The sequence below is a fragment of the Paenibacillus sp. S29 genome (assembly GCF_049319765.1).
Lineage (GTDB): Bacteria > Bacillota > Bacilli > Paenibacillales > Paenibacillaceae > Paenibacillus > Paenibacillus polymyxa_B.
In genome coordinates, this window is sequence record NZ_JBMOUI010000004.1 from 208,824 (window position 1) to 226,931 (window position 18,108).

Consider the following 18,108-nt stretch of genomic DNA (forward strand, 5'->3'; position numbering starts at 1 on the left):
ATGGAGGCTGTCAAAAGCACTACGCCGGTCGGCGGATTAAACAACAAGCTTCAGGCGAAATCACCACAAGACCGAATCCTGGGGATAGTTGTTTATGTTTTCATGATTGTGGTCACCGTTCTGACGATCTACCCGTTCTTAAATGTGCTAGCTATCTCTTTTAACGATTCGGTAGACACCATTAGAGGTGGGATCACCATCTGGCCAAGGCAATTTACGTTGAAGAATTACGACTTGATTTTCACCTATGAGGGGTTAATCACTGGATTCAAGATCTCCTTTCTGCGAACCGTCATTGGCACCGTAGCGGGCTTGGTCAGCGGCTCGATGCTTGCCTATACGCTTGCACGAAGTGATTTTCAAGCTAGAAGGTTCATCTCCATCTTTCTGGCCGTCACCATGTATGTTTCTGGAGGGTTGATTCCAGGTTTTATCCTGATGAAGGAATTGCATTTAATTGATACATTTGCCGTCTATATTTTGCCAGGTCTTGTAAGTGCGTTTAATGTCTTCATTATTCGTTCCTTCATTGATGGTCTGCCTTATGCGTTACAGGAATCAGCCAAGCTGGATGGTGCCAACGATTTCACGATCTACTGGCGCGTTATTCTTCCTCTTTGCAAACCGGCATTAGCGACCGTAGCGCTCTTCTTGGCAGTTGGGCAATGGAACTCTTGGTTCGATACTTACCTGTTTAATGGGTCCAACGAATCGTTGACGACCCTGCAATATGAATTGATGAAAATTCTGCAAAGTACGACAACAAGCGCAACCAATTCCCAGGACGCTGCCAATATGGCCGAGCGTATGGCACAGGTTTCACCGGAATCCGTCAAAATGGCAATCACCATCATTGTTACAGTGCCGATTCTTATCGTCTATCCTTTTTTACAAAAATATTTTGTTAAGGGTATGACGCTCGGAGCGGTAAAGAGCTAAACGAAGCAAACATTCATTATAATGGGAGGTTTCGCTCCATGAAGCCAAGAAAAAATAGAGTGGTCGTATCTTTCGTAATGTCACTGACTTTAGTCGCGACCCTTGCAGGGTGCAGCGGTAATAATCCGTCTGAGGCTACCAAGGCCGTAACAACAGGAGACATCACACTTACTTATTTTTCGGAAGACTCCAGCACAAATTGGAATAGCATGAAGGATGAAGTCGGTAAGGTCATCGCTGAAAAAACCGGAGTAACTCTAGATGCTGAATTCGCTGTCGGAGACCCGGTCCAAAAGATTTCGTTGATTGCAGCCACAGGAAACTATCCTGATTTGATCGCTGCTAAGGCGGATGTCGGCAAACTTGTCGATGCTGGTGCAATCATTGATCTGACGGATTTGATCGACAAGCACGCACCGAACATCAAAAAAATGCTGGGAGACAAGCTTGTTCGGACAAAGTACAGTTTGGACGACCCATCGATCTATGTGATTCCGACCTGGTCCGCTGTCGAGGAGAAAAAAATTAAACCCGACGTAGGGTTTAAACTCCAGCATCGTGTCGTCAAGGAAGCGGGATATCCGGACATTCGTACGGTACAGGATTTTGAAAAAGTCATTAAGGGCTATATCACCAAGCATCCGACGGACGAAAATGGCAATAAAAATATCGGATTGTCCCTTAATGCCGACGATTGGCATATGTACCAGGTAACAAACTCAGGATTTCAAACGACCGGGGGACCAGACGACGGCGAATACTACATTGATCAAAAAACACACCAAGCCACTTATCATTTCCGCCGACCGGAAGAAAAGGAATATTTCCGCTGGTTGAATCACATGAACTCCATTGGATTGCTTGATCCGGAAAGCTTCGTGCAGAAGACCGATCAGTTTAAGGCGAAGGTGGCTTCAGGCCGCGTACTGGGCTTGGCCGATCCAGAATGGGACTATGGCGACGGGCAAAATGCGCTAAAAGCGGAGGGCAAATTCGACCAAACATACGGTCATTATCCAGTCACCATGAGCAAGGAATATAAGGACACCAACTTTTGGCTTCCTGGCTTTGATGGGGGATATGGAATCTCGATCTCTAGCAAGTGCAAGGACCCGGTACGCGCTATCCAGTTTCTCGACTTTCTGGCATCGGAAGAGGGGCAAATCCTGAATAATTGGGGGATTGAAGGAAAGCATTACACGGTTAAAGACGGCAAACGGACGATTATTCCGGCTGTGCTGGAACGGATGAACAATGACAATGCAGCTTTCCAAAAAGAATCTGGAATCGGTCTATATTGGAACTTGTCGGTCCATTATGGTGATGGCATAAAGGACTCCACCGGCAACTACTTTACTCGTAGTTATCCGGAGATGCTGACAGCAACTTATAACAAGTCGGAGAAGGAAGTCCTAAAGGCCTATAAGATTGATCATTGGAAAGATCTATTCCCAAAAGAAGAAGAATTCCAACCGAGAGCATACGGAGCAGCCTACACGATGTCTCTACCCAATGACGATCCGGCTGTTATTCTCGGAGCCAAGATGAAGGATATTACATGGAAACGAATTCCGGAAGCTGTCATGACCAAGCCGGAAAACTTCGATAAGGTTTGGGATGCCTATATGGCAGAGCTGGAGAAAGCCGGAGTACAAGAAATGGAACAATCCTTTACCAAACATATTCAAAACCGGATTAAGCTATGGTCTACTAACTAATTCGTTTTGCAAAAAGAACGGGGCCGTTTCGACTTTCCTGCCGGAGAGAAGACGGCCCTTTTTTATAATGGTTTATCATAGACTATATTGTTCAAGTTACAAACCAACAGCGGCCGCCTCGGTTATTTTCTGAGGTGGCCGCTGTTGGTTAGGGGCAGGCTTATGCGTTACTTCATGGTGCTGGGTGGGACGGTAAAATTACAGGCACGTTCAAAGTAATTACCAATTTGTCGACGTTGTTATCAGAATCCAGCCACATACCCATCGTCCGAAGTATCTGCTACCTTCCGTGGTACGGTGAGCCCCGTAAGAGCGCCTTACTCCGCTTCATTCTTGGAGGAAGTAAATAGGTCTTGAGGAAGCTCATCCCTCGTGATCACGTAATCGCTGTTGAACACTTTTATGAGATGATCCAGGGAGTTATATTGTCCGTTGCGGACGAAATCGCCCGTCCATGTGGTGAAAAAGAGCCAATGCGCTGAATATGCTTGAAGCAATTCGGGATCGCCAATCGGGCCGTTTTCGGACAGACCAACCAGTTTCTTGCCTTGCACGAGATTTACCAAGCTGTCGTACTTGCCGATACTTGGGTTATAATTAGCCGCCGGGTTGTAGATATCCACACTTACAATATCGACGACATCGTCCCCCGGATACCATTCGGGGCTCTCGGAGTTCCATACCCAGATCAGATTGTTCAGGTGATGGTAGTGTGTTAGACGGTCGTACATGATACGGTACAGCTGCTTGGCGGAGTCTGGCCCTTGGGCGCCCCACCAAAACCATTTGCCTTCCGCCTCGTGCAGTGGTCTCCACAGCACCGGAACGTGAGCGTCTTGGAAGCGTTTCAACTGAGCGGCAATGGCATCAATGTCCCGCAGGATTAGCTGATATTCTTCCGACTCGGGATGATTAAGCGCATATTGAACGTCGAATGTAGTCGCCTCGGTGTAAAATCCGCGGTACCATTCTTTGCCTGGAATGTCATGTAGACCCTTAGGGGCATTCCAGTGCCATACAAACGTGACAATTCCACCTTCTTTGGCCCATTGGATCGCCTTGTCCACCTCAGTTGAGGTGGCACCATGCTCGACGCGAGAGGGGGAGTAATCCATCATGTCCGTTGACAACATCGCAGGATACTTTCCAGTCTGGTCTTTAATCCACTGGGCATCCTCAAGAGTGTGCTGACCGGAAAGAATTTTGTCCCCGTAAACATCCACGAGATAACCCATGAGTGCCTTGGTTTCCACAGTCGCATTCGGGTTTACCGGCTTTTTCCCAATCTGATGCAGTTTCGGGGGGAGCACTGCTGACAGCTTGATGTAGTCGATATGATACTGGCCCAAGTCGACATTGAACTGTATTGTGTTGTTTCCCGAATTCAGCATGATTTTACCGCCGGATACCTCGGTATAGCTTGCAGTTGTCGGAAGGGATATTTCGCTTGCCTGACCGTTGACCACCATATGGGTCTTTTTGTCACTATTAGGATTACTGTAACCGATCGCAAGATTGTAAAGGCCACTTGAAGCTGCATTATAGGCAAGGGTTAACGACCCTGTGCCTTTAAAGGCTGCGTAACCGGTACCAGAATAGCCTGTGCTGGCGGTTTCGGTGCTGACCTCACCAGTAATGACTCCGTCTTCGGCTTCAATTTTGCTGTTTGTAGCAGGCAAACTGGCGAATTCAACCTTCACGTATTCGATCCCGTAATATCCCCAGCCTCTTGAAAAAGTAACCTCGTTTGTACCGGCATTCAACATGATCTTGCTTACCAACTTCTCGTTTACAACCGCACCTCCCGGAGGGGGAACCAGCGTTATGCTTTCAGCCATTGTACCATTGACCTCGAAGCTGGTATCCTTGGAGCCGGTGTCCGCCGGAATATAGTAACCGAGGCTCAGCTTATATAGACCTGCTGTCGGCACATTCACTTTAAACGTAGCCGTCCCGTCAGACTTGCCCGAATTTGGGTCATAATCATAAAAGAAGGATACATAGCCGTCGCCTTTATAAAGTGTATCGCCTGTATAGGGAGTATCCCGTTTTTCTACGCCGTAACCTTGAATAATTGCATCTTTGGAGCTGACAACTGTAGAAGGAGATTTGCCATTAGTGGATAAATCTTGACTTGCACCCATCGTCGTTTCGTCTTCAACATGGGTGACCAAGTTAGTTGATTCTGCTTTTGCTAAGCTTGGAATTAAATCGAGAGATACCAACAAAAAAGATAAGAGAACAAAACTAAGAATACGGAAAAATCTTCTTTTCCACGGATCTGGCATATGACTCACTCCTTGAATTAGATGTTACCACCCTAATTGTCCTGCGGCGCAGATTTAAGAAACCGTTTTCAAAAATAAAAAAATTAAATAATAAACAACTGCTTCCATAATCGCATCTTTATTTGTATGCGTTTTCAATATTTCCTTTTAAATTTTTTAGTTCATCACCTCGCTTTAATTTCATCATAAATTAGAGGCGAGGCAGGAACCATACTATGAATTTCGGAAGAAATCATCCTTAAATTATGGATTTTTAACTCCGATGGTAAACAAACTTCATATCTTCTGAATTTGTCTGGGCGAAATTTGCTGAACGAATTCTTCCTTAATTGATGAATTCATTTCTAAATTTACGGAATTCTTTAGGTGTTTTTTTATGATGTTTCTTAAAAGACTGAATGAAGTGATTTACATGATTGAACCCCACTCTGTGGGCTATTTCAGTTATTGTAGAATCTGTTGAAATTAATAACTCGCTGCTTTTCTTGATACGGTACTTAATTAAGTAGTCGTAAGGTGTCATATGAATAGTTCTCTTAAAACTACGAGTGCATTCCGAAATACTTAAATGTGCTACTTCAGCAATTTCTTGCAGTGTTATATTGTCTGAATAGTTTTGATGGATAAAGCTGAGCATCAATTGAAGTCTTTCCTGTTGCAGTTTCATGTATTTAGGTGCTTCCTCAGAAGACAGAGAAATATTAGATATTAAGACTAACCATAATTGTGCCGTTTTGATGGAAACCTCGTATTCCCAGCCCCATTTTTTTTTCATATCAAATTTCTGTTTCATATCCCAAAGCATTTGCAGTATTTGAATTTGCCATTCAACATCTCCTTTGATTACGAATGACAATAAGAGAGAGTTTGTATAAGGAAGTACATAATTTTTTTCCATCGCACTATCTGCATAAAAGGCCAGCAGCTTCTCAGGGAAATTAAAACTGACATATTGACCGTTATGTGTAAGGTGTGTAGTAACGTGAAGGACACCCTTATTAATTAAAATGGCCTGACCCGTTTCTAATTCATGATCAATCCCGTTAACTTGTATCACTAGCTTTCCTTTGGTAACCAAAGTGATTTGTAGTTCCTCATGCCAATGTAAATCGTTGAATCCTCTACCTTGAGGATTACTTGCATGAATAGTATGGGTGTACATGATGTATGGAAATGAAATATCAGGATATAGAATGGTCTCATGCAATTGTTTTTCCATTTTAGAGAGGTCCTTTCTGATGACGATATTTCTATATAAATTAAAGATATAGTTACACAAATAAAACAAAAGTGATGATATTATTATACCAGATCTTCGGCTTATCATTACAATCCTGTGCACAGGCGATTGGATAAGACATCTTGGAGGCGTACATGTGAAAATAAATCAATCGTCGTTACCGTTTCATCCGTATATTTTGCTTTTAATCAGCATACTGTCTGTTTCTATCTCATCCATCATGATAAAATCCTCAGATACTCCAACCTCTGTGGCTGGGATGTACAGATTGTATATGTCAGTACTCATAATGCTTCCTTTTGTACCTTGGAAAATGTTCCGTTCCTTAGAAATGAACAAAAAAGATTGGAGTACTGTTTTCATAGCTGGTCTTTTTCTCGGGTTGCATTTCTTATTCTGGATGGAATCTTTAGTATATACCTCAGTTGCGAGCTCCATGGTCATCTTATCCTTGCAGCCTTTATTTGTAATGATGGGTTCATACATTATGTTCAGAGAACGAGCAAATATATTAACCATTCTTTGTTTGATCGCCGCTCTTGTCGGTTCAATCATTATAGCTTGGGGAGACATTGGGATTTCGAGAGAGGCATTAATCGGAGATGGATTATCTTTAGTAGGAACAATTTTGGTTTCAGCATATATGTTGGCAGGACAGAAAGTAAGTCACAAAATAAATGCAAATGTATATAGTGTTATTGTTTTTTTTATTGGTGGCAGTGTCATGCTGGTCTACAATTTGTTGAATCATTATGCCTTGATCGAATATGGCTCGTCGGATTGGATGTATTTCTTGTTACTTGCAGTAATCCCAACTATTTTTGGACAATATATTTTTAATCTGTTGTTGAAATCAATGGGTGCAACTACGGTCTCAGTTGGTATTATTGGAGAGCCTGTTCTTGCCATAATTCTCGCTTACTTATTCTTGGGAGAAATAATCTCTGCATTTCAATTCATAGGTGGAATCATGACTTTATTCGGTATGGGGATGTATTTTTGGGCAAAATCTTTAAAGTATACTACGGTTGCAAAATATTAAATTTGAAATTCATTATCGCGAAATTGAAGAAAACAATCGATGAGGAGAATGTTTAGATGGCAACGATTGATGATTTTTTGAAACTAGATATTCGAGTTGGAACCATAATTAAAGCTGAGTTTTTTGCAGAAGCAAAAGTACCTGCTATTAAACTTGAAATTGATTTTGGACAAGATATCGGAATAAAAGCTTCGAGTGCACAAATTACAAAAAGATATGTGGCTGAAGATATTATAGGGGAACAAATCATAGGTGTAGTCAACTTTCCACCTCGACGGATAGCAGGCTTTAAGTCAGAGGTATTGGTCCTTGGAGGAATTCCCGAAAAGGAGGATGTGGTTCTATTGAAACCAGATATCAAATTACCTGACGGAACACCTATTGGGTGATAGAGCGCTTGTTTAATGATTAAAATATATAACTTCACAACAGGCAAGGCATTGAACTAACGGGATACGATCGTTCGATAGCAAGTGAAAACAGATAGCGGCAGACGAGGATTTTATTTTCATATCCTAGTCTGCCGCCTTTTCTTTTATTGGTCTGTCTACAACTTAACTTTTTTGATTCATTAATAATCTGCAACAGTTAGGCTGGAAATCACGAGTGTCACCAGTCCAGCAAAAGAACAATTCTCCATACCAGCTATGCGCCTTATGCCTATCTGGCTGGGATGTTGCGTGTCCCCTCTGTCATCGGGGAGGCGCAGAGCGGGCACACCGGCGGCGTGCCTGTGCTAGCCGCGCTTGTACGGCGTCCGCTTGTTGTGTCGCGACGCATCCACGCTTTGCAGGCACCGTCGGTGCATTTCCACACAGGCACGTTGATGCGTGGCTCCGCCGGAGACCCTGTCACCGACGAGGTCGTCCGTACCGTAGCGCTGCCTGGTCCCGGCCTGCTGCTCACGCGGGTCGCTGTGCCAGGCGCTGGCGATCCAGCGCCAGCACGGTTGCTATACCCGGAAGCACCCTTCGGTTGGCCGAAGCTGCTGCGGCGTGCTTCCGGTTTGGAAGCCTCAGGGGTGACCCCATAGGCTTCCAGCAGGAAGCGTGACACGGCGGCAGGCTTGCCATGATTAGAGGCAGGAGAGGTGATGTACAACAACTCCTTCGCCCGGGTGACGGCCACGTAAGCGAGGCGGCGCTCTTCTTCAAGCGCTGCATCGTTATCCACAGCCGTAGTCGGGGCGGCGCCTGCCCGCCGATCCTCTGGAAGCTCGCTGTGCAGGGCCGAACTGTGCGGCAGAATGCCCTCGCTGGCTCCGATCCAATAGACACAAGGGAATTCCAGCCCCTTGGCGCGGTGGATCGTCATGAGCCGAACAGCATCGCTGTCTTCTTCTCTGCGCAGCGATTCCATTTGGCGGTGACGCTCGGAAAGCTCGTCCGCAAAGCTTACGAACGCCTCCACGGTGTCAAACCGCTTGGCTGCCGTTTCGAGCTCCTCCAGACTTTCTTGCATCGTTTCCTTATAATGAGTCCACGCGCCCGTATCTCCGCTTTCCAAATATTTGTCATAAAAGACGCGCCGCATTTCTTGAATGGCATAGGCAGGTTTCATTGTAGTGAGACTGCGAATCAGACGAATACGCTCTTTCACCTGCTCACGCTGAAAATCACGTAGTCGATCCCAGCGGCTGAGATGAATCAGCGGGTATTTTTTAGCCTGCTGTTTTTCCTCGCGCATAATCCATTCCATCCCCGCCTCACGGGATACGTACAGCGGCCCGAGGGTGCTCGGAATGGATTCCATACGCCGGGGATTTAGCGACAAGCGCAGGTGATCCATTAAGGGACGAATCAGGGACTGATCATAAAATACAGCCCCTGCTCCGTACTGAATAAATGGGACATCCCGCATAATTAATTGCTCAAAAATAGAGCGGCTTCCGCTGGCTGTCCGGTGCAAAATAGCGATATCCCGGTAGCGCAGCCGACCTTCCTCTACCTGCCCGAGTAGATGAGTAACAATATGCCCCGCTTCCTCCTCGGGTCCGGATGGGGTGGCAAACTGCGGCGGCAAGCCTTCACGCCCGGCAGCCGAAAGACGTTTGGAGCGTCGATGGACATTTTTGGCGACAATGTTAGAGCCTAGCCCCAAAATCCGCGCATCGCTGCGATAATTAATATCCAGGGTAATGACCTTTGCATCCTTATAAACCTTGTCAAACTCCAGAATGGATTCCTGGCGTGCCCCATTAAAGGTATAGATCGTCTGATCATCATCTCCGACGACCATCAGATTGCGATGTCGGGCAGCCAATCGCTGCACCATCTCATATTGCAGGGCATTCGTATCCTGAAATTCATCGACCATGATATGTGAAAAACGTCGCTGAAGCGGCTGAAGCACATCCGGGTCACGCAGCAGTGCGGAGGCACGCAGCAGAATATCGTCAAAATCCATTTTATTGCGTTCCTGTTTCCACGCTTCATAAGCGAGCATGGCACGTTTGGCATCCGATTCCTCGCGCACGCTTTCCGGCAGTTCGTCCGCGCTGCGGCCTTCCGCTTTCCAGGCGGAGAGGGCAGACAGCAGGCTTTCTGGCTGGAAAGCCTCGCTGAGCCCAAGCTGCCGCAGCATCATTTTCATGACGGTATGCTGGGCCTGCGTTTCACCGAACACTTCATCTTGCACGCCGCGATGACGCAGCATCGCCAAAGCGAATGAGTGAAACGTGCGAGCCTGAACTGCACGTGCAGCGGCAGGGCGCACACCGGGTAATCCCGCGATGCGCAGCTTCATTTCGGCAGCTGCCTTGCTGGTGAAGGTCACCAGCAGAATGGACGATGCAGGGACATCCCGCATCGCCATGAGGTAGCCTGCACGGGCAGCCAGCACTGTGGTTTTGCCGCAGCCCGCCCCTGCAAGGGTCAGAAGGGGGCCTTTGCCGTGTCGGACGGCCTGGATCTGCGGGCGGTTCAGGTGAATGCCGGCGTTCTCTAAAGCACGAAAATAGGCCGAGTCTTGGTCGGTGTCAGGCACCAGCGTCATACTGGTATCCATGGAAGCACGACGTGCCTGAGGGCTCGACGTTGAGTAAGGAACCCCGATGGGTCGGGGGTAAAAAGAAGGATTTGGGTCCATAATCCTGAAACCCCTTTCGTTCTTAAAATCTTCCATTTTCACAAATGGGGGTAGTTTTTGGTATGATAGAGTTCTAGTCAGCTTTAGCTGACGAAAAGAACAAGGCGATGGACTAAAATAATGCTGAAATTCATGCGGATCATGCCGGAGTGACAGAACGTCAATACGTTGACGCTAATGCCTATAGCCTTCAAACAGGCGATATGACCGCATTCCATTATACAGGAGTTCGACGTTTGCCAACAGAAAAAAACTTTGGGATATACGGACGGTACAGTGAAATCCGGCTGGATATGGGGAGGAAATAACGATGAAGCTGATTCAACGTATAAAGGAAGGCGCTAATCGCGCAACAGAAAAGGCGCAGCATGCTGTCGAGATTAGTAAGATCAATTCACAAATTACAACGATTCAGCAGGAAATGGATGTTCATTTCTTGCGAATGGGTCAGATCTTTTACGAAGGTTACCGCGCATCCGACATGTCGGTGGCAGAAACCGAGATGACACAGCTATCCACCGCATGTGATGAGCTTCAGGATGAAATTGACGAGCTACGCAGTAGAATTGCAGAATTAAAAAACGCTCATTTATGCACCTGTGGAGCAGTTGTGCCACTGGATGCCAACTTTTGCCCCAAATGCGGACGCAAGCTGAATGAAGGGCAGGCTGCCTCCAAGCAGGTGGCTGCTGTGCGTGAAGAGGTGCCAACGGACGTCTATTCTTTTGATCTGCGCAAGCCAGAGGTAGTGAAGGATGCTACGCCTGCTTACACGGAGTATGCAGAACATGAAGTAGTCGATCGGCATGAACAGGAACAGGATGAGCGGTATGAAACACACGAACCAGCGGGACTAGACCGCGATTACACAGTATCTGATTTTACACCGGAAGAAAAAGCGGCATTCGACGCTGAGTGGGAGCGCCGTCGTCAGGAAGAGCTGGAAAAAGAACACCGTCGTCTTGAAGAACTGGCACGTGAGCGTGAGCGTCAGGAAGAGCTGGACGAGCGGATTCGATATTGGAAGGCCAACAACTCCGGGGCTGATAAGCCGGCAACGCCGTCTGCACAAGTACGTGAAAATGTAAAATGCCAAATCTGTACTGCAGAACTACCCAAAGGGTCCAAATGGTGCCCGCGTTGCGGAGCTGAACAGATTTGACGCAGCCGAACAGGCTGCTGCAGGACACAGACATAACGCCGGGCAGCATAGGGGGAACAGAATATATGGAGCGTTTGCTGCATCATCTGCGGAATCTGGGTTTTACGGAAATGGAAGCCAAGGTTATGGTCGAGCTTTCGAGGCAAAATGCGGCTTCCGGCTATGAAGTGGCTAAGCGTCTGGGCGCATCGCGCTCCAACGTGTACGCGGCTTTACAGCGTTTGGCCGGGCAGGGATACCTCAGAACCAGTGCTGGAGAGCCTGTTCGTTACAGCATGCTGCCACCGGGTGAATTGACCCGGATGATCGAAGGACAAATGCAGGAGTCCCTGCGTGCGGTGGAGAAGGAAATGCCACGAACAGAACCAACCAAGCCGACCTTTTATAATGCGGAAGGCGATCGGAAGGTGCTGGAAAGTCTGACACGTGAATTGGAACGGGCAGAGCATGAGATTGTGTTGGATTTGTGGCGCGAAGAAGCCGAACTGCTGCGGACAGAGTTGGAGAAAGCCGAGAGTCGAGGTGTGCGTCTGCTCTGGTCCTGCGATAACGGAGAAAGCATGATGGGACCGTGGTTACCGTTTAGGTCTGGTACAGACGGACAGGAACCAGCAGGACGCAAGTTTTCTTTTGTTATTGATCGGCGTTGGTGCATGCTGGGTATGCGGGGAGAGGATTGTCCGACACAGGCGCTTATCACCGAGCATCCGGTAATGACAGGCCTGCTGCTTAATCATTTTGCTCAGGATATTATTCTGTATGAGCTGGAGAATGATATGGGCAGAGAGCTGTCGACCCGGTATGGCTGGCGGTATGAAGGCATTATCGGTAAATATATGTCAGCTGGAGAATAGCTAAAGATTACTGGCTAGGAAGTTCCATCAGTGCCCGGCATATAGATGTAATATAGCCCGCCTTATGAGGCACGAATTGATCCGATGTAATCAGGCGGCAGGTTTTTTCTGGGTTCGGCCCCGACGTAATGCCATGGGCTTCGATAAAGGGAATATGGCCTTCAAAAAGGGCCAGTGCTTGGTTAAGATCTGCTTCGTACAGTCCGGCTACTTCTTCTTGCTGGAGGTGATAAGCTTCCAATGGCTGGTTCGATAGCAGTCCAAACACCGAGCTAACCTCCCGGTCCCAAAAAGAGGTACCCTGTGCGGTACCTTTGCTTTCATACCGAACGGTCATCAGCGGTGTTAATGAGGCAAAGGGCACATGAATACCCAGTTCTTCCTCCAGCTCACGAGCCGCCTGAGACATATCTTCGCCTGCCGTCAAGTGACCGGCTGCTGTAATATCGTAGCATCCGGGGAAGGTGTCCTTCGTATCCTGACGCTGTTGGAACAGTAAGCGACGGCCTGTCGAAGTGTCTCGTGCTAGCCAGCAGTGAAAGGTATGGTGCCAATATCCCTTGGCATGTGCGTCTTGTCGGGAAGCTGTGCCAAGGGGGTTGTCTTCATCATCGTAGATATCCAGAAGCTCGCTAGTCATCGTGGTTCCTCCTATAGTAAGCAGAAATCAAAGGTCTACTTTACAGTATAACGTGTTTTCCTTCCTGACGATATGAAGGCGGGTGTGGAATGTGGAGTGGCATTTGGGGTATGCTGGGAACATGAGGATTTGCAACATCACACAGGTTTACGATTGAAAGGAGCGATTTTACATGGAATGTATAGTACATTTTCGAGTCATGCATCCGGAGGAACCCAAGGAACTTCGTGGGTTAATTATGCTGGAAAGTGGGGGCAAGCCGGGGATTGATCAAATCACGGATATGTTCAAAAATATGGGCTATGATGTCCGTCCAGACAATCCGGAGGAATTGATTTTTAAACCAGTCGATGTCAGAGCCAATTATACATATATCCGGGTTATTGAGCTGGATACGGGTGAGGAAGTCTACCAGGAAGACAGGGATTTGCGCGCGATTTTGGAAAATTTGCTGAATAAACATTAAACGTTAAAGATCAGGAGAACTAATCGATGGAATGAGATAAAGCGATCCTGTCGCCATTCATAGGAACGGAGAACCAATGATGAGATTGTATATTATCCGACACGCAGACCCCGATTACCCCAACAACACCATCACGCCCGAGGGGCATTTGGAAGCCCAGGCATTGGCCAAACGGCTTTCCAGTCACGGACTGGATCGAATTTATGCCTCTCCTTTGGGGCGGGCTTTAGATACGATGCGCTACACTGCCGAGTCTTTGGGTATGACTCATGAAGTGGAACACTGGACGCAGGAGCTGGCCCTAAAGCTGGAGGAAACTCCATACGGCCGTCTTTCCCATTGGGATTTGCCTGGTGAAGTGATCCGTTCCGAGTTGCCCCTGCCGACTCATGACTCTTGGCAGGAGATTTCCTATTATCAGGGAACGCAGAGTCCCGAAATCTTCGAACAGCTGAAGCTTCATTCTGATGAATTCCTGCAACGGCAAGGCTTTGAGCGGGTGGAGGGCAGGTACCGTATTCTGAAGCACACCGAAGACCAGGTGGCCGTATTTTGTCATGGCGGCTTCGGGTTGACCTGGCTTGCTCATCTGTTGGAGCTGCCATTGGTTTTGGTTTGGTCCGGTTTTTGGATGCCGCCTAGTTCCGTAACCACGATTTTGTTTGATGAGCGCTCCCAGGAATGGGCAGTTCCCCGTTGCATCGGCTTCGGTGATGTTTCCCATCTGTACGCTGAGGGCTTGCCCGTCAGACCCCGTGGCATTATCACCAATTTCAACTAATCAGATCTCCTACACCATACCAAAACGGCTTAAGACGGTATACCGTCTTAAGCCGTTTGTTGTAGTCATATAGGTGTGGGTTGAGTCAGCGTGCTTCGACGTACCCTTCCAGCTTGGAAGTGCAATGTGCGCAACGGGTTGCGGCTACAGGAATTTCGGATAGGCAATGTGGACATTCCTTAATCGTTTTTTCCTGAGGAGGTTTTTCTTCCTCTTTGCGTTTCAGCATGTTAATTCCCTTGACCATCAGGAACACACAGAAGGCCACGATCAGGAAGTCCAGCAGGACGTTGAAAAATTGCCCGAACGCCATAACCGCAATGCCGGCTTCCTTGGCCTGTGCCAGAGTCATGCGAGTGTTATCTCCGTTATATGGATTCGCGCCTATAGCATAATACAAATCAGCAAAATCAACGCCGCCCAGAAGTTTACCAATCGGAGGCATGATAATATCGTTTACCACAGAAGTGACAATCTTGCCAAACGCTCCACCGATGATAACACCGACCGCGAGGTCAATCACGTTACCCCGTACAGCGAATTCTTTAAATTCTTTTATAATACCTTTTCCGCTCATGTGAGTGCTCACCTTCTTTGCATAAAATCATTTATCTATAATACATGCTATGCCACTTGAGGGCAATTCCAAATTGATGTATTGCACTTTGTCACAAAATCACGTGTTCATTTGTCTTCTATATGTAAACCAATAATGGAGGCGATGTATCGTGAGTTTAAGATTCAATCACAGAGCAGTGAGTCCTAGCACGTTCAAGGCAATGATGGAGATGGAAAAATATATTTCCGGTCGTTTTACAGACAAAGTATTGTACGAACTACTGAAAATTAGAGTATCCCAAATCAATGGATGTTCCTATTGTCTGGATATGCATGCGAAGGATTTGCTCAAGCTGGGGGATTATGCTGACCACATTTTGCAGCTAGCCTTATGGCGGGAGGTTCCTTTGTTCACGGAAAAAGAACGTGTTATGCTTGAATTAGCTGAAGCGGTAACCCGTATCTCTGAACAAGGGGTACCTACGGATTTGTACAATAGGGTCAGAGAACAGTTTACAGAGGAAGAATACGTAGACTTGATAACCGCGGTTAACGTGATTAACAGTTGGAACCGGATTGCGATTGCAACGGGGATGTATCCGGGTATTCTTTAATGAACAGGGGGCTATGCTTTGTCTGGCAAAGAACATAGAATTGAACAACAATCGGTGGATGTAAATCTGGAGGAGCTGTATCAAAGATATCGTAAATATTCTTTTTCCATTGCTTATCGCATGCTTGGAACGGTTACAGATGCCGAGGATGTAGTTCAAGACTGCTTTGTCGAGCTGAAGAATAAGCCCCTGGATGATTTACACAATCCCAAAGCCTATGTAGCCAAAATGACGATGAATCGGTGTCTAAATCTGTTGAACTCTGCACGCAAGCAAAGAGAGACATATGTAGGACAGTGGCTGCCGGAGCCGTTGGGTGAAAGTGCAGATATTCCTGCGGATTGGTTAGAGCGTAAAGACATGATATCTTACGCTTTTCTGGTTTTGCTGGAGCAGCTAAAGCCGATAGAGCGGGCTGTTTTTGTGCTGAGGGAAGCTTTTCAATATGATTACAAAGATATTGCGGAATTGCTAGGGAAGACTGAGAGTAACTGTCGTCAGTTGTTCAGTCGCTCCCGTCGTATTCTATCTTCGGGAGAATCTGCTCTTGAGGCTCAGTCCAGTCGCAATGTGAATAACTCTTCCCGAATAAAACTACTAGAACGTTTTACAACCGCCTTTCTTGCCTACGATGTGACTGCTATGCTGGAACTACTGGCTGAACAACCCGTATTCGTGTCAGATGGCGGAGGTAATGTGCATACGGTGATGAGACCGATGGTTGTACGCAAAGGTGTTCTTGCCCTGTTGACTTCTCGTCGGGTATTAACCGTTTTACGAGAAAGAGATGTGTTCCACACCGTCATCAATGGCGAGGTTCAGCTGGCATTTCTGGAAGACGGAAAAGTGAGAGAAACCTTATGTCTCAGACTGACACCGGACGGGGAGCATATTCAGAGTTTTTATTTAATGGTCAACCCAGATAAGCTGGGATACATTCATATAGGACAGAAGAAGCGAACATGCGATAAAAAGTAATCATCGAAACAGCAAAAACCTTGAATCCTGCTAAGGATCAAGGTTTTTTGTTGTTTTCACAACTGCCGGGCTTGATGAAGAGCCAGATCGCCTACCCAGGGAAGCTTGAGCCACTTGCCTTGTCCCGCGCGAATTAACAGGATGACCCACAAGGCAAGGCTTGCCAGCGTTAGCAGGGAAGCGAGGAAAGGACCGAGTAGCGGAATGAATCCGACCAGCACATGTCCGATCATAAGGGCTACAAAAAGAAGTATGGATTGCAGTGCGTGAAATAATACGAATCGGCTTTTCTTTTCCAGCATGACAAAGGCCAGCGCGCCAATAAAGGCGAACAAATAGCACAGGACAGCTGCTATATTTTCATCCAATCCTGTGGAAGACTTATAGACTGACATGTCAGGCATATCCTCCTTTATAAAAGATTCAAGCTAAGTCTCCGTACTATACAAACTATGAGGACAGGATTGAAGGATATGCCCGATCTCGGTAAAAAAGTTGACTCTACACAAAGGATAACCGGTCAAGCGAATGGATATACTCGAATTTGGCGATAACCTTTTTTACCTTATTGGTTTGCAAATGACCGATAAAGTGCCACCTTCCGTGGTTGAAAGGCCTCCCATTTGGACTGCGCTTCTGTCGCATCGCCCACAAGCTTCGCAGATTCGATGTTCGACTGCAGCCAGACGAGCTTGCAAATTCATTGAACCACTTCCACCTTACGAATTGCCTGATAGTCTTTCCCGAGAATCCGTTTCTTTTCCCGCCAAACGTTTTAGAAACGTATTTCTCCAGTTTAAGGACAATTCTTCCACTTCGAGAATTTGTTTAATACCCTCGATATGAGCCTTCTCTTGATGCATAATTCGATTGGCAAATGAAACCGTAATTGCTTTCGGATGGCGATGAAGGAGGGATAGTCCGTCGGCTTTAGAGGCAACTCCCTCTTCCAGAACGCGGAAGTAGAATCCCGTGTGGCCTGTTTGCTGTACCTTCAAGGGCATGTCCGGTACGCCGTACTTGATGGACAACTTGTAGCAAGGCTGTCTCGGCTGGCTAACTTGAACGATAGCTTTGCCAAGCTTAAAGACGTCTCCAATGCAAACGTCGGATTCTAGCAAACCCTTTATCGTTAAATTTTCCCCGAACGCGCCGTAATCGAGCGGTCTCCGCAATTCATTTTCCCAGAACGGATAGTGCTCGTAGGGATAGACGCATACAGCTTTCTCTTTACCCCCGTGATGAACTAGATCGCCCTGCCCATCCCCTTCGAAGTTTAGATAAGATAAATACAAATATTCATCTGTGGCCGACTTGAATATCCCCGTAGAAACGTCCTTCTGATTAAACTGGATCTGTTTGGGCATGCCGACATTAAGTGAAAGGATTTTAATAGATGCCATTCGGATCACCCCTACTTCTAAATTTTGGTCAACGAGTTTTGCTAGATGCTTCTATATACTGCGTTCCTGCATATGTTCGCCCGCCTGAAGCGAGAATTTCTATGATGATTACGCCTTTTACATTTCGGTAATTCCTCTTTTGACTCTGTTCGTCCCCGTTTCCATTTTACACTCCTCTATGCGTTATTTGCGAATTTTCGATTAGTCTTCGTTAATGGGATAGAGTCCTTTTTGGGCAACTCATCGTTCCGGGAGCGATGTTCTCGTTCGAACATACCCGATCTCGGTAAAAAAAGAATTAGAGAATGTGTATAAAAATACGAAAAAGGCTGAACGAA

The 18,108-nt window shown here is 46.8% G+C and carries 17 protein-coding genes and 1 pseudogene; 10 read left to right on the forward strand and 8 right to left on the reverse strand.

Annotated elements, in window-relative coordinates:
• Positions 1-939: a carbohydrate ABC transporter permease gene (locus ACL9RM_RS08720; RefSeq protein WP_165178879.1), complete on the forward strand. Its 939-nt coding sequence runs from the start codon at positions 1-3 to the stop codon at positions 937-939.
• 38 nt (positions 940-977) lie between these two features.
• Positions 978-2,657, forward strand: coding sequence for an ABC transporter substrate-binding protein (locus ACL9RM_RS08725; RefSeq protein WP_254326958.1), 1,680 nt, complete (start codon positions 978-980; stop codon positions 2,655-2,657).
• Positions 2,658-2,974: 317 nt separating this feature from the next.
• Here ACL9RM_RS08725 and ACL9RM_RS08730 read toward each other — a convergent pair whose 3' ends face one another.
• Entirely contained in the window at positions 2,975-4,945 is a 1,971-nt protein-coding gene (locus ACL9RM_RS08730; RefSeq protein WP_414126278.1) for a glycosyl hydrolase, read from the reverse strand.
• A gap of 325 nt (positions 4,946-5,270) precedes the next feature.
• A complete protein-coding gene (locus ACL9RM_RS08735; protein ID WP_165178882.1) occupies positions 5,271-6,164 on the reverse strand; it encodes an AraC family transcriptional regulator in 894 nt (297 codons plus the stop codon).
• 157 nt (positions 6,165-6,321) lie between these two features.
• Here ACL9RM_RS08735 and ACL9RM_RS08740 point away from each other — a divergent pair, with 157 nt between their 5' ends.
• Both ACL9RM_RS08740 and csaA read left to right on the forward strand, forming a co-directional pair.
• The gene (locus ACL9RM_RS08740; protein ID WP_165178883.1) at positions 6,322-7,227 is read left to right on the forward strand and encodes a DMT family transporter; all 906 of its coding nucleotides are present in this window, start codon (positions 6,322-6,324) and stop codon (positions 7,225-7,227) included.
• Between the two features lie 56 nt (positions 7,228-7,283).
• The gene (gene csaA, locus ACL9RM_RS08745) at positions 7,284-7,616 is read left to right on the forward strand and encodes a chaperone CsaA (RefSeq protein WP_414126277.1); all 333 of its coding nucleotides are present in this window, start codon (positions 7,284-7,286) and stop codon (positions 7,614-7,616) included.
• A gap of 271 nt (positions 7,617-7,887) precedes the next feature.
• Here csaA and ACL9RM_RS08750 read toward each other — a convergent pair whose 3' ends face one another.
• Positions 7,888-10,314, reverse strand: a complete 2,427-nt coding sequence (locus ACL9RM_RS08750; protein WP_414126276.1) for a UvrD-helicase domain-containing protein — start codon at positions 10,312-10,314, stop codon at positions 7,888-7,890.
• Between the two features lie 310 nt (positions 10,315-10,624).
• Between ACL9RM_RS08750 and ACL9RM_RS08755 the strand changes: the two genes are divergently transcribed.
• The gene (locus ACL9RM_RS08755) at positions 10,625-11,476 is read left to right on the forward strand and encodes a zinc ribbon domain-containing protein (protein ID WP_250267354.1); all 852 of its coding nucleotides are present in this window, start codon (positions 10,625-10,627) and stop codon (positions 11,474-11,476) included.
• A 65-nt stretch (positions 11,477-11,541) separates the two neighbouring features.
• The gene (locus tag ACL9RM_RS08760) at positions 11,542-12,330 is read left to right on the forward strand and encodes a TrmB family transcriptional regulator (RefSeq protein WP_250267355.1); all 789 of its coding nucleotides are present in this window, start codon (positions 11,542-11,544) and stop codon (positions 12,328-12,330) included.
• A gap of 7 nt (positions 12,331-12,337) precedes the next feature.
• Here the strand turns inward: ACL9RM_RS08760 and ACL9RM_RS08765 are convergent, their stop codons facing one another.
• Complete coding sequence (locus ACL9RM_RS08765; protein WP_250267356.1) at positions 12,338-12,970, reverse strand: NUDIX hydrolase; 633 nt, start codon at positions 12,968-12,970, stop codon at positions 12,338-12,340.
• 172 nt (positions 12,971-13,142) lie between these two features.
• Here ACL9RM_RS08765 and ACL9RM_RS08770 point away from each other — a divergent pair, with 172 nt between their 5' ends.
• Complete coding sequence (locus ACL9RM_RS08770) at positions 13,143-13,436, forward strand: hypothetical protein (RefSeq protein WP_069291005.1); 294 nt, start codon at positions 13,143-13,145, stop codon at positions 13,434-13,436.
• A 79-nt stretch (positions 13,437-13,515) separates the two neighbouring features.
• Positions 13,516-14,217, forward strand: coding sequence for a histidine phosphatase family protein (locus tag ACL9RM_RS08775; RefSeq protein ID WP_323873195.1), 702 nt, complete (start codon positions 13,516-13,518; stop codon positions 14,215-14,217).
• Between the two features lie 85 nt (positions 14,218-14,302).
• Here the strand turns inward: ACL9RM_RS08775 and mscL are convergent, their stop codons facing one another.
• Complete coding sequence (mscL, locus tag ACL9RM_RS08780) at positions 14,303-14,794, reverse strand: large conductance mechanosensitive channel protein MscL (RefSeq protein WP_250267358.1); 492 nt, start codon at positions 14,792-14,794, stop codon at positions 14,303-14,305.
• A 151-nt stretch (positions 14,795-14,945) separates the two neighbouring features.
• On the opposite strand from mscL, the gene ACL9RM_RS08785 reads away from it, so the two are divergent.
• Complete coding sequence (locus tag ACL9RM_RS08785) at positions 14,946-15,389, forward strand: carboxymuconolactone decarboxylase family protein (protein WP_069010897.1); 444 nt, start codon at positions 14,946-14,948, stop codon at positions 15,387-15,389.
• An 18-nt stretch (positions 15,390-15,407) separates the two neighbouring features.
• Positions 15,408-16,367 (forward strand): sigma-70 family RNA polymerase sigma factor, encoded by a 960-nt coding sequence (locus ACL9RM_RS08790; protein ID WP_250267359.1) that lies wholly within the window; start codon positions 15,408-15,410, stop codon positions 16,365-16,367.
• A gap of 56 nt (positions 16,368-16,423) precedes the next feature.
• Here ACL9RM_RS08790 and ACL9RM_RS08795 read toward each other — a convergent pair whose 3' ends face one another.
• The 3 genes and pseudogenes from ACL9RM_RS08795 to ACL9RM_RS08805 all read right to left on the reverse strand — a co-directional run bounded on the left by ACL9RM_RS08795 (position 16,424) and on the right by ACL9RM_RS08805 (position 17,770).
• Positions 16,424-16,762: a DUF4870 domain-containing protein gene (locus ACL9RM_RS08795; RefSeq protein ID WP_250267360.1), complete on the reverse strand. Its 339-nt coding sequence runs from the start codon at positions 16,760-16,762 to the stop codon at positions 16,424-16,426.
• Between the two features lie 115 nt (positions 16,763-16,877).
• A pseudogene (locus tag ACL9RM_RS08800) lies at positions 16,878-16,976 on the reverse strand (YggS family pyridoxal phosphate enzyme); the annotation flags it as partial.
• A gap of 110 nt (positions 16,977-17,086) precedes the next feature.
• Positions 17,087-17,770 carry an MOSC domain-containing protein gene (locus ACL9RM_RS08805; protein ID WP_250267361.1) on the reverse strand — a complete coding sequence of 228 codons (684 nt, stop codon included), beginning with the start codon at positions 17,768-17,770 and terminating at the stop codon, positions 17,087-17,089.
• Positions 17,771-18,108: the final 338 nt, after the last annotated feature.

Excerpts from the sequence above, each read along its gene's own strand:
- ACL9RM_RS08720 (WP_165178879.1), top strand. The coding sequence starts at position 1 with ATGGAGGCTGTCAAAAGCACTACGCCGGTCGGCGGATTAAACAACAAG.
- ACL9RM_RS08725 (WP_254326958.1), top strand. The coding sequence starts at position 978 with ATGAAGCCAAGAAAAAATAGAGTGGTCGTATCTTTCGTAATGTCACTG.
- ACL9RM_RS08730 (WP_414126278.1), bottom strand. The coding sequence starts at position 4,945 with ATGCCAGATCCGTGGAAAAGAAGATTTTTCCGTATTCTTAGTTTTGTT.
- ACL9RM_RS08735 (WP_165178882.1), bottom strand. The coding sequence starts at position 6,164 with ATGGAAAAACAATTGCATGAGACCATTCTATATCCTGATATTTCATTT.
- csaA (WP_414126277.1), top strand. The coding sequence starts at position 7,284 with ATGGCAACGATTGATGATTTTTTGAAACTAGATATTCGAGTTGGAACC.
- ACL9RM_RS08750 (WP_414126276.1), bottom strand. The coding sequence starts at position 10,314 with ATGGACCCAAATCCTTCTTTTTACCCCCGACCCATCGGGGTTCCTTAC.
- ACL9RM_RS08755 (WP_250267354.1), top strand. The coding sequence starts at position 10,625 with ATGAAGCTGATTCAACGTATAAAGGAAGGCGCTAATCGCGCAACAGAA.
- ACL9RM_RS08760 (WP_250267355.1), top strand. The coding sequence starts at position 11,542 with ATGGAGCGTTTGCTGCATCATCTGCGGAATCTGGGTTTTACGGAAATG.
- ACL9RM_RS08765 (WP_250267356.1), bottom strand. The coding sequence starts at position 12,970 with ATGACTAGCGAGCTTCTGGATATCTACGATGATGAAGACAACCCCCTT.
- ACL9RM_RS08770 (WP_069291005.1), top strand. The coding sequence starts at position 13,143 with ATGGAATGTATAGTACATTTTCGAGTCATGCATCCGGAGGAACCCAAG.
- ACL9RM_RS08775 (WP_323873195.1), top strand. The coding sequence starts at position 13,516 with ATGAGATTGTATATTATCCGACACGCAGACCCCGATTACCCCAACAAC.
- mscL (WP_250267358.1), bottom strand. The coding sequence starts at position 14,794 with ATGAGCGGAAAAGGTATTATAAAAGAATTTAAAGAATTCGCTGTACGG.
- ACL9RM_RS08795 (WP_250267360.1), bottom strand. The coding sequence starts at position 16,762 with ATGTCAGTCTATAAGTCTTCCACAGGATTGGATGAAAATATAGCAGCT.
- ACL9RM_RS08805 (WP_250267361.1), bottom strand. The coding sequence starts at position 17,770 with ATGGCATCTATTAAAATCCTTTCACTTAATGTCGGCATGCCCAAACAG.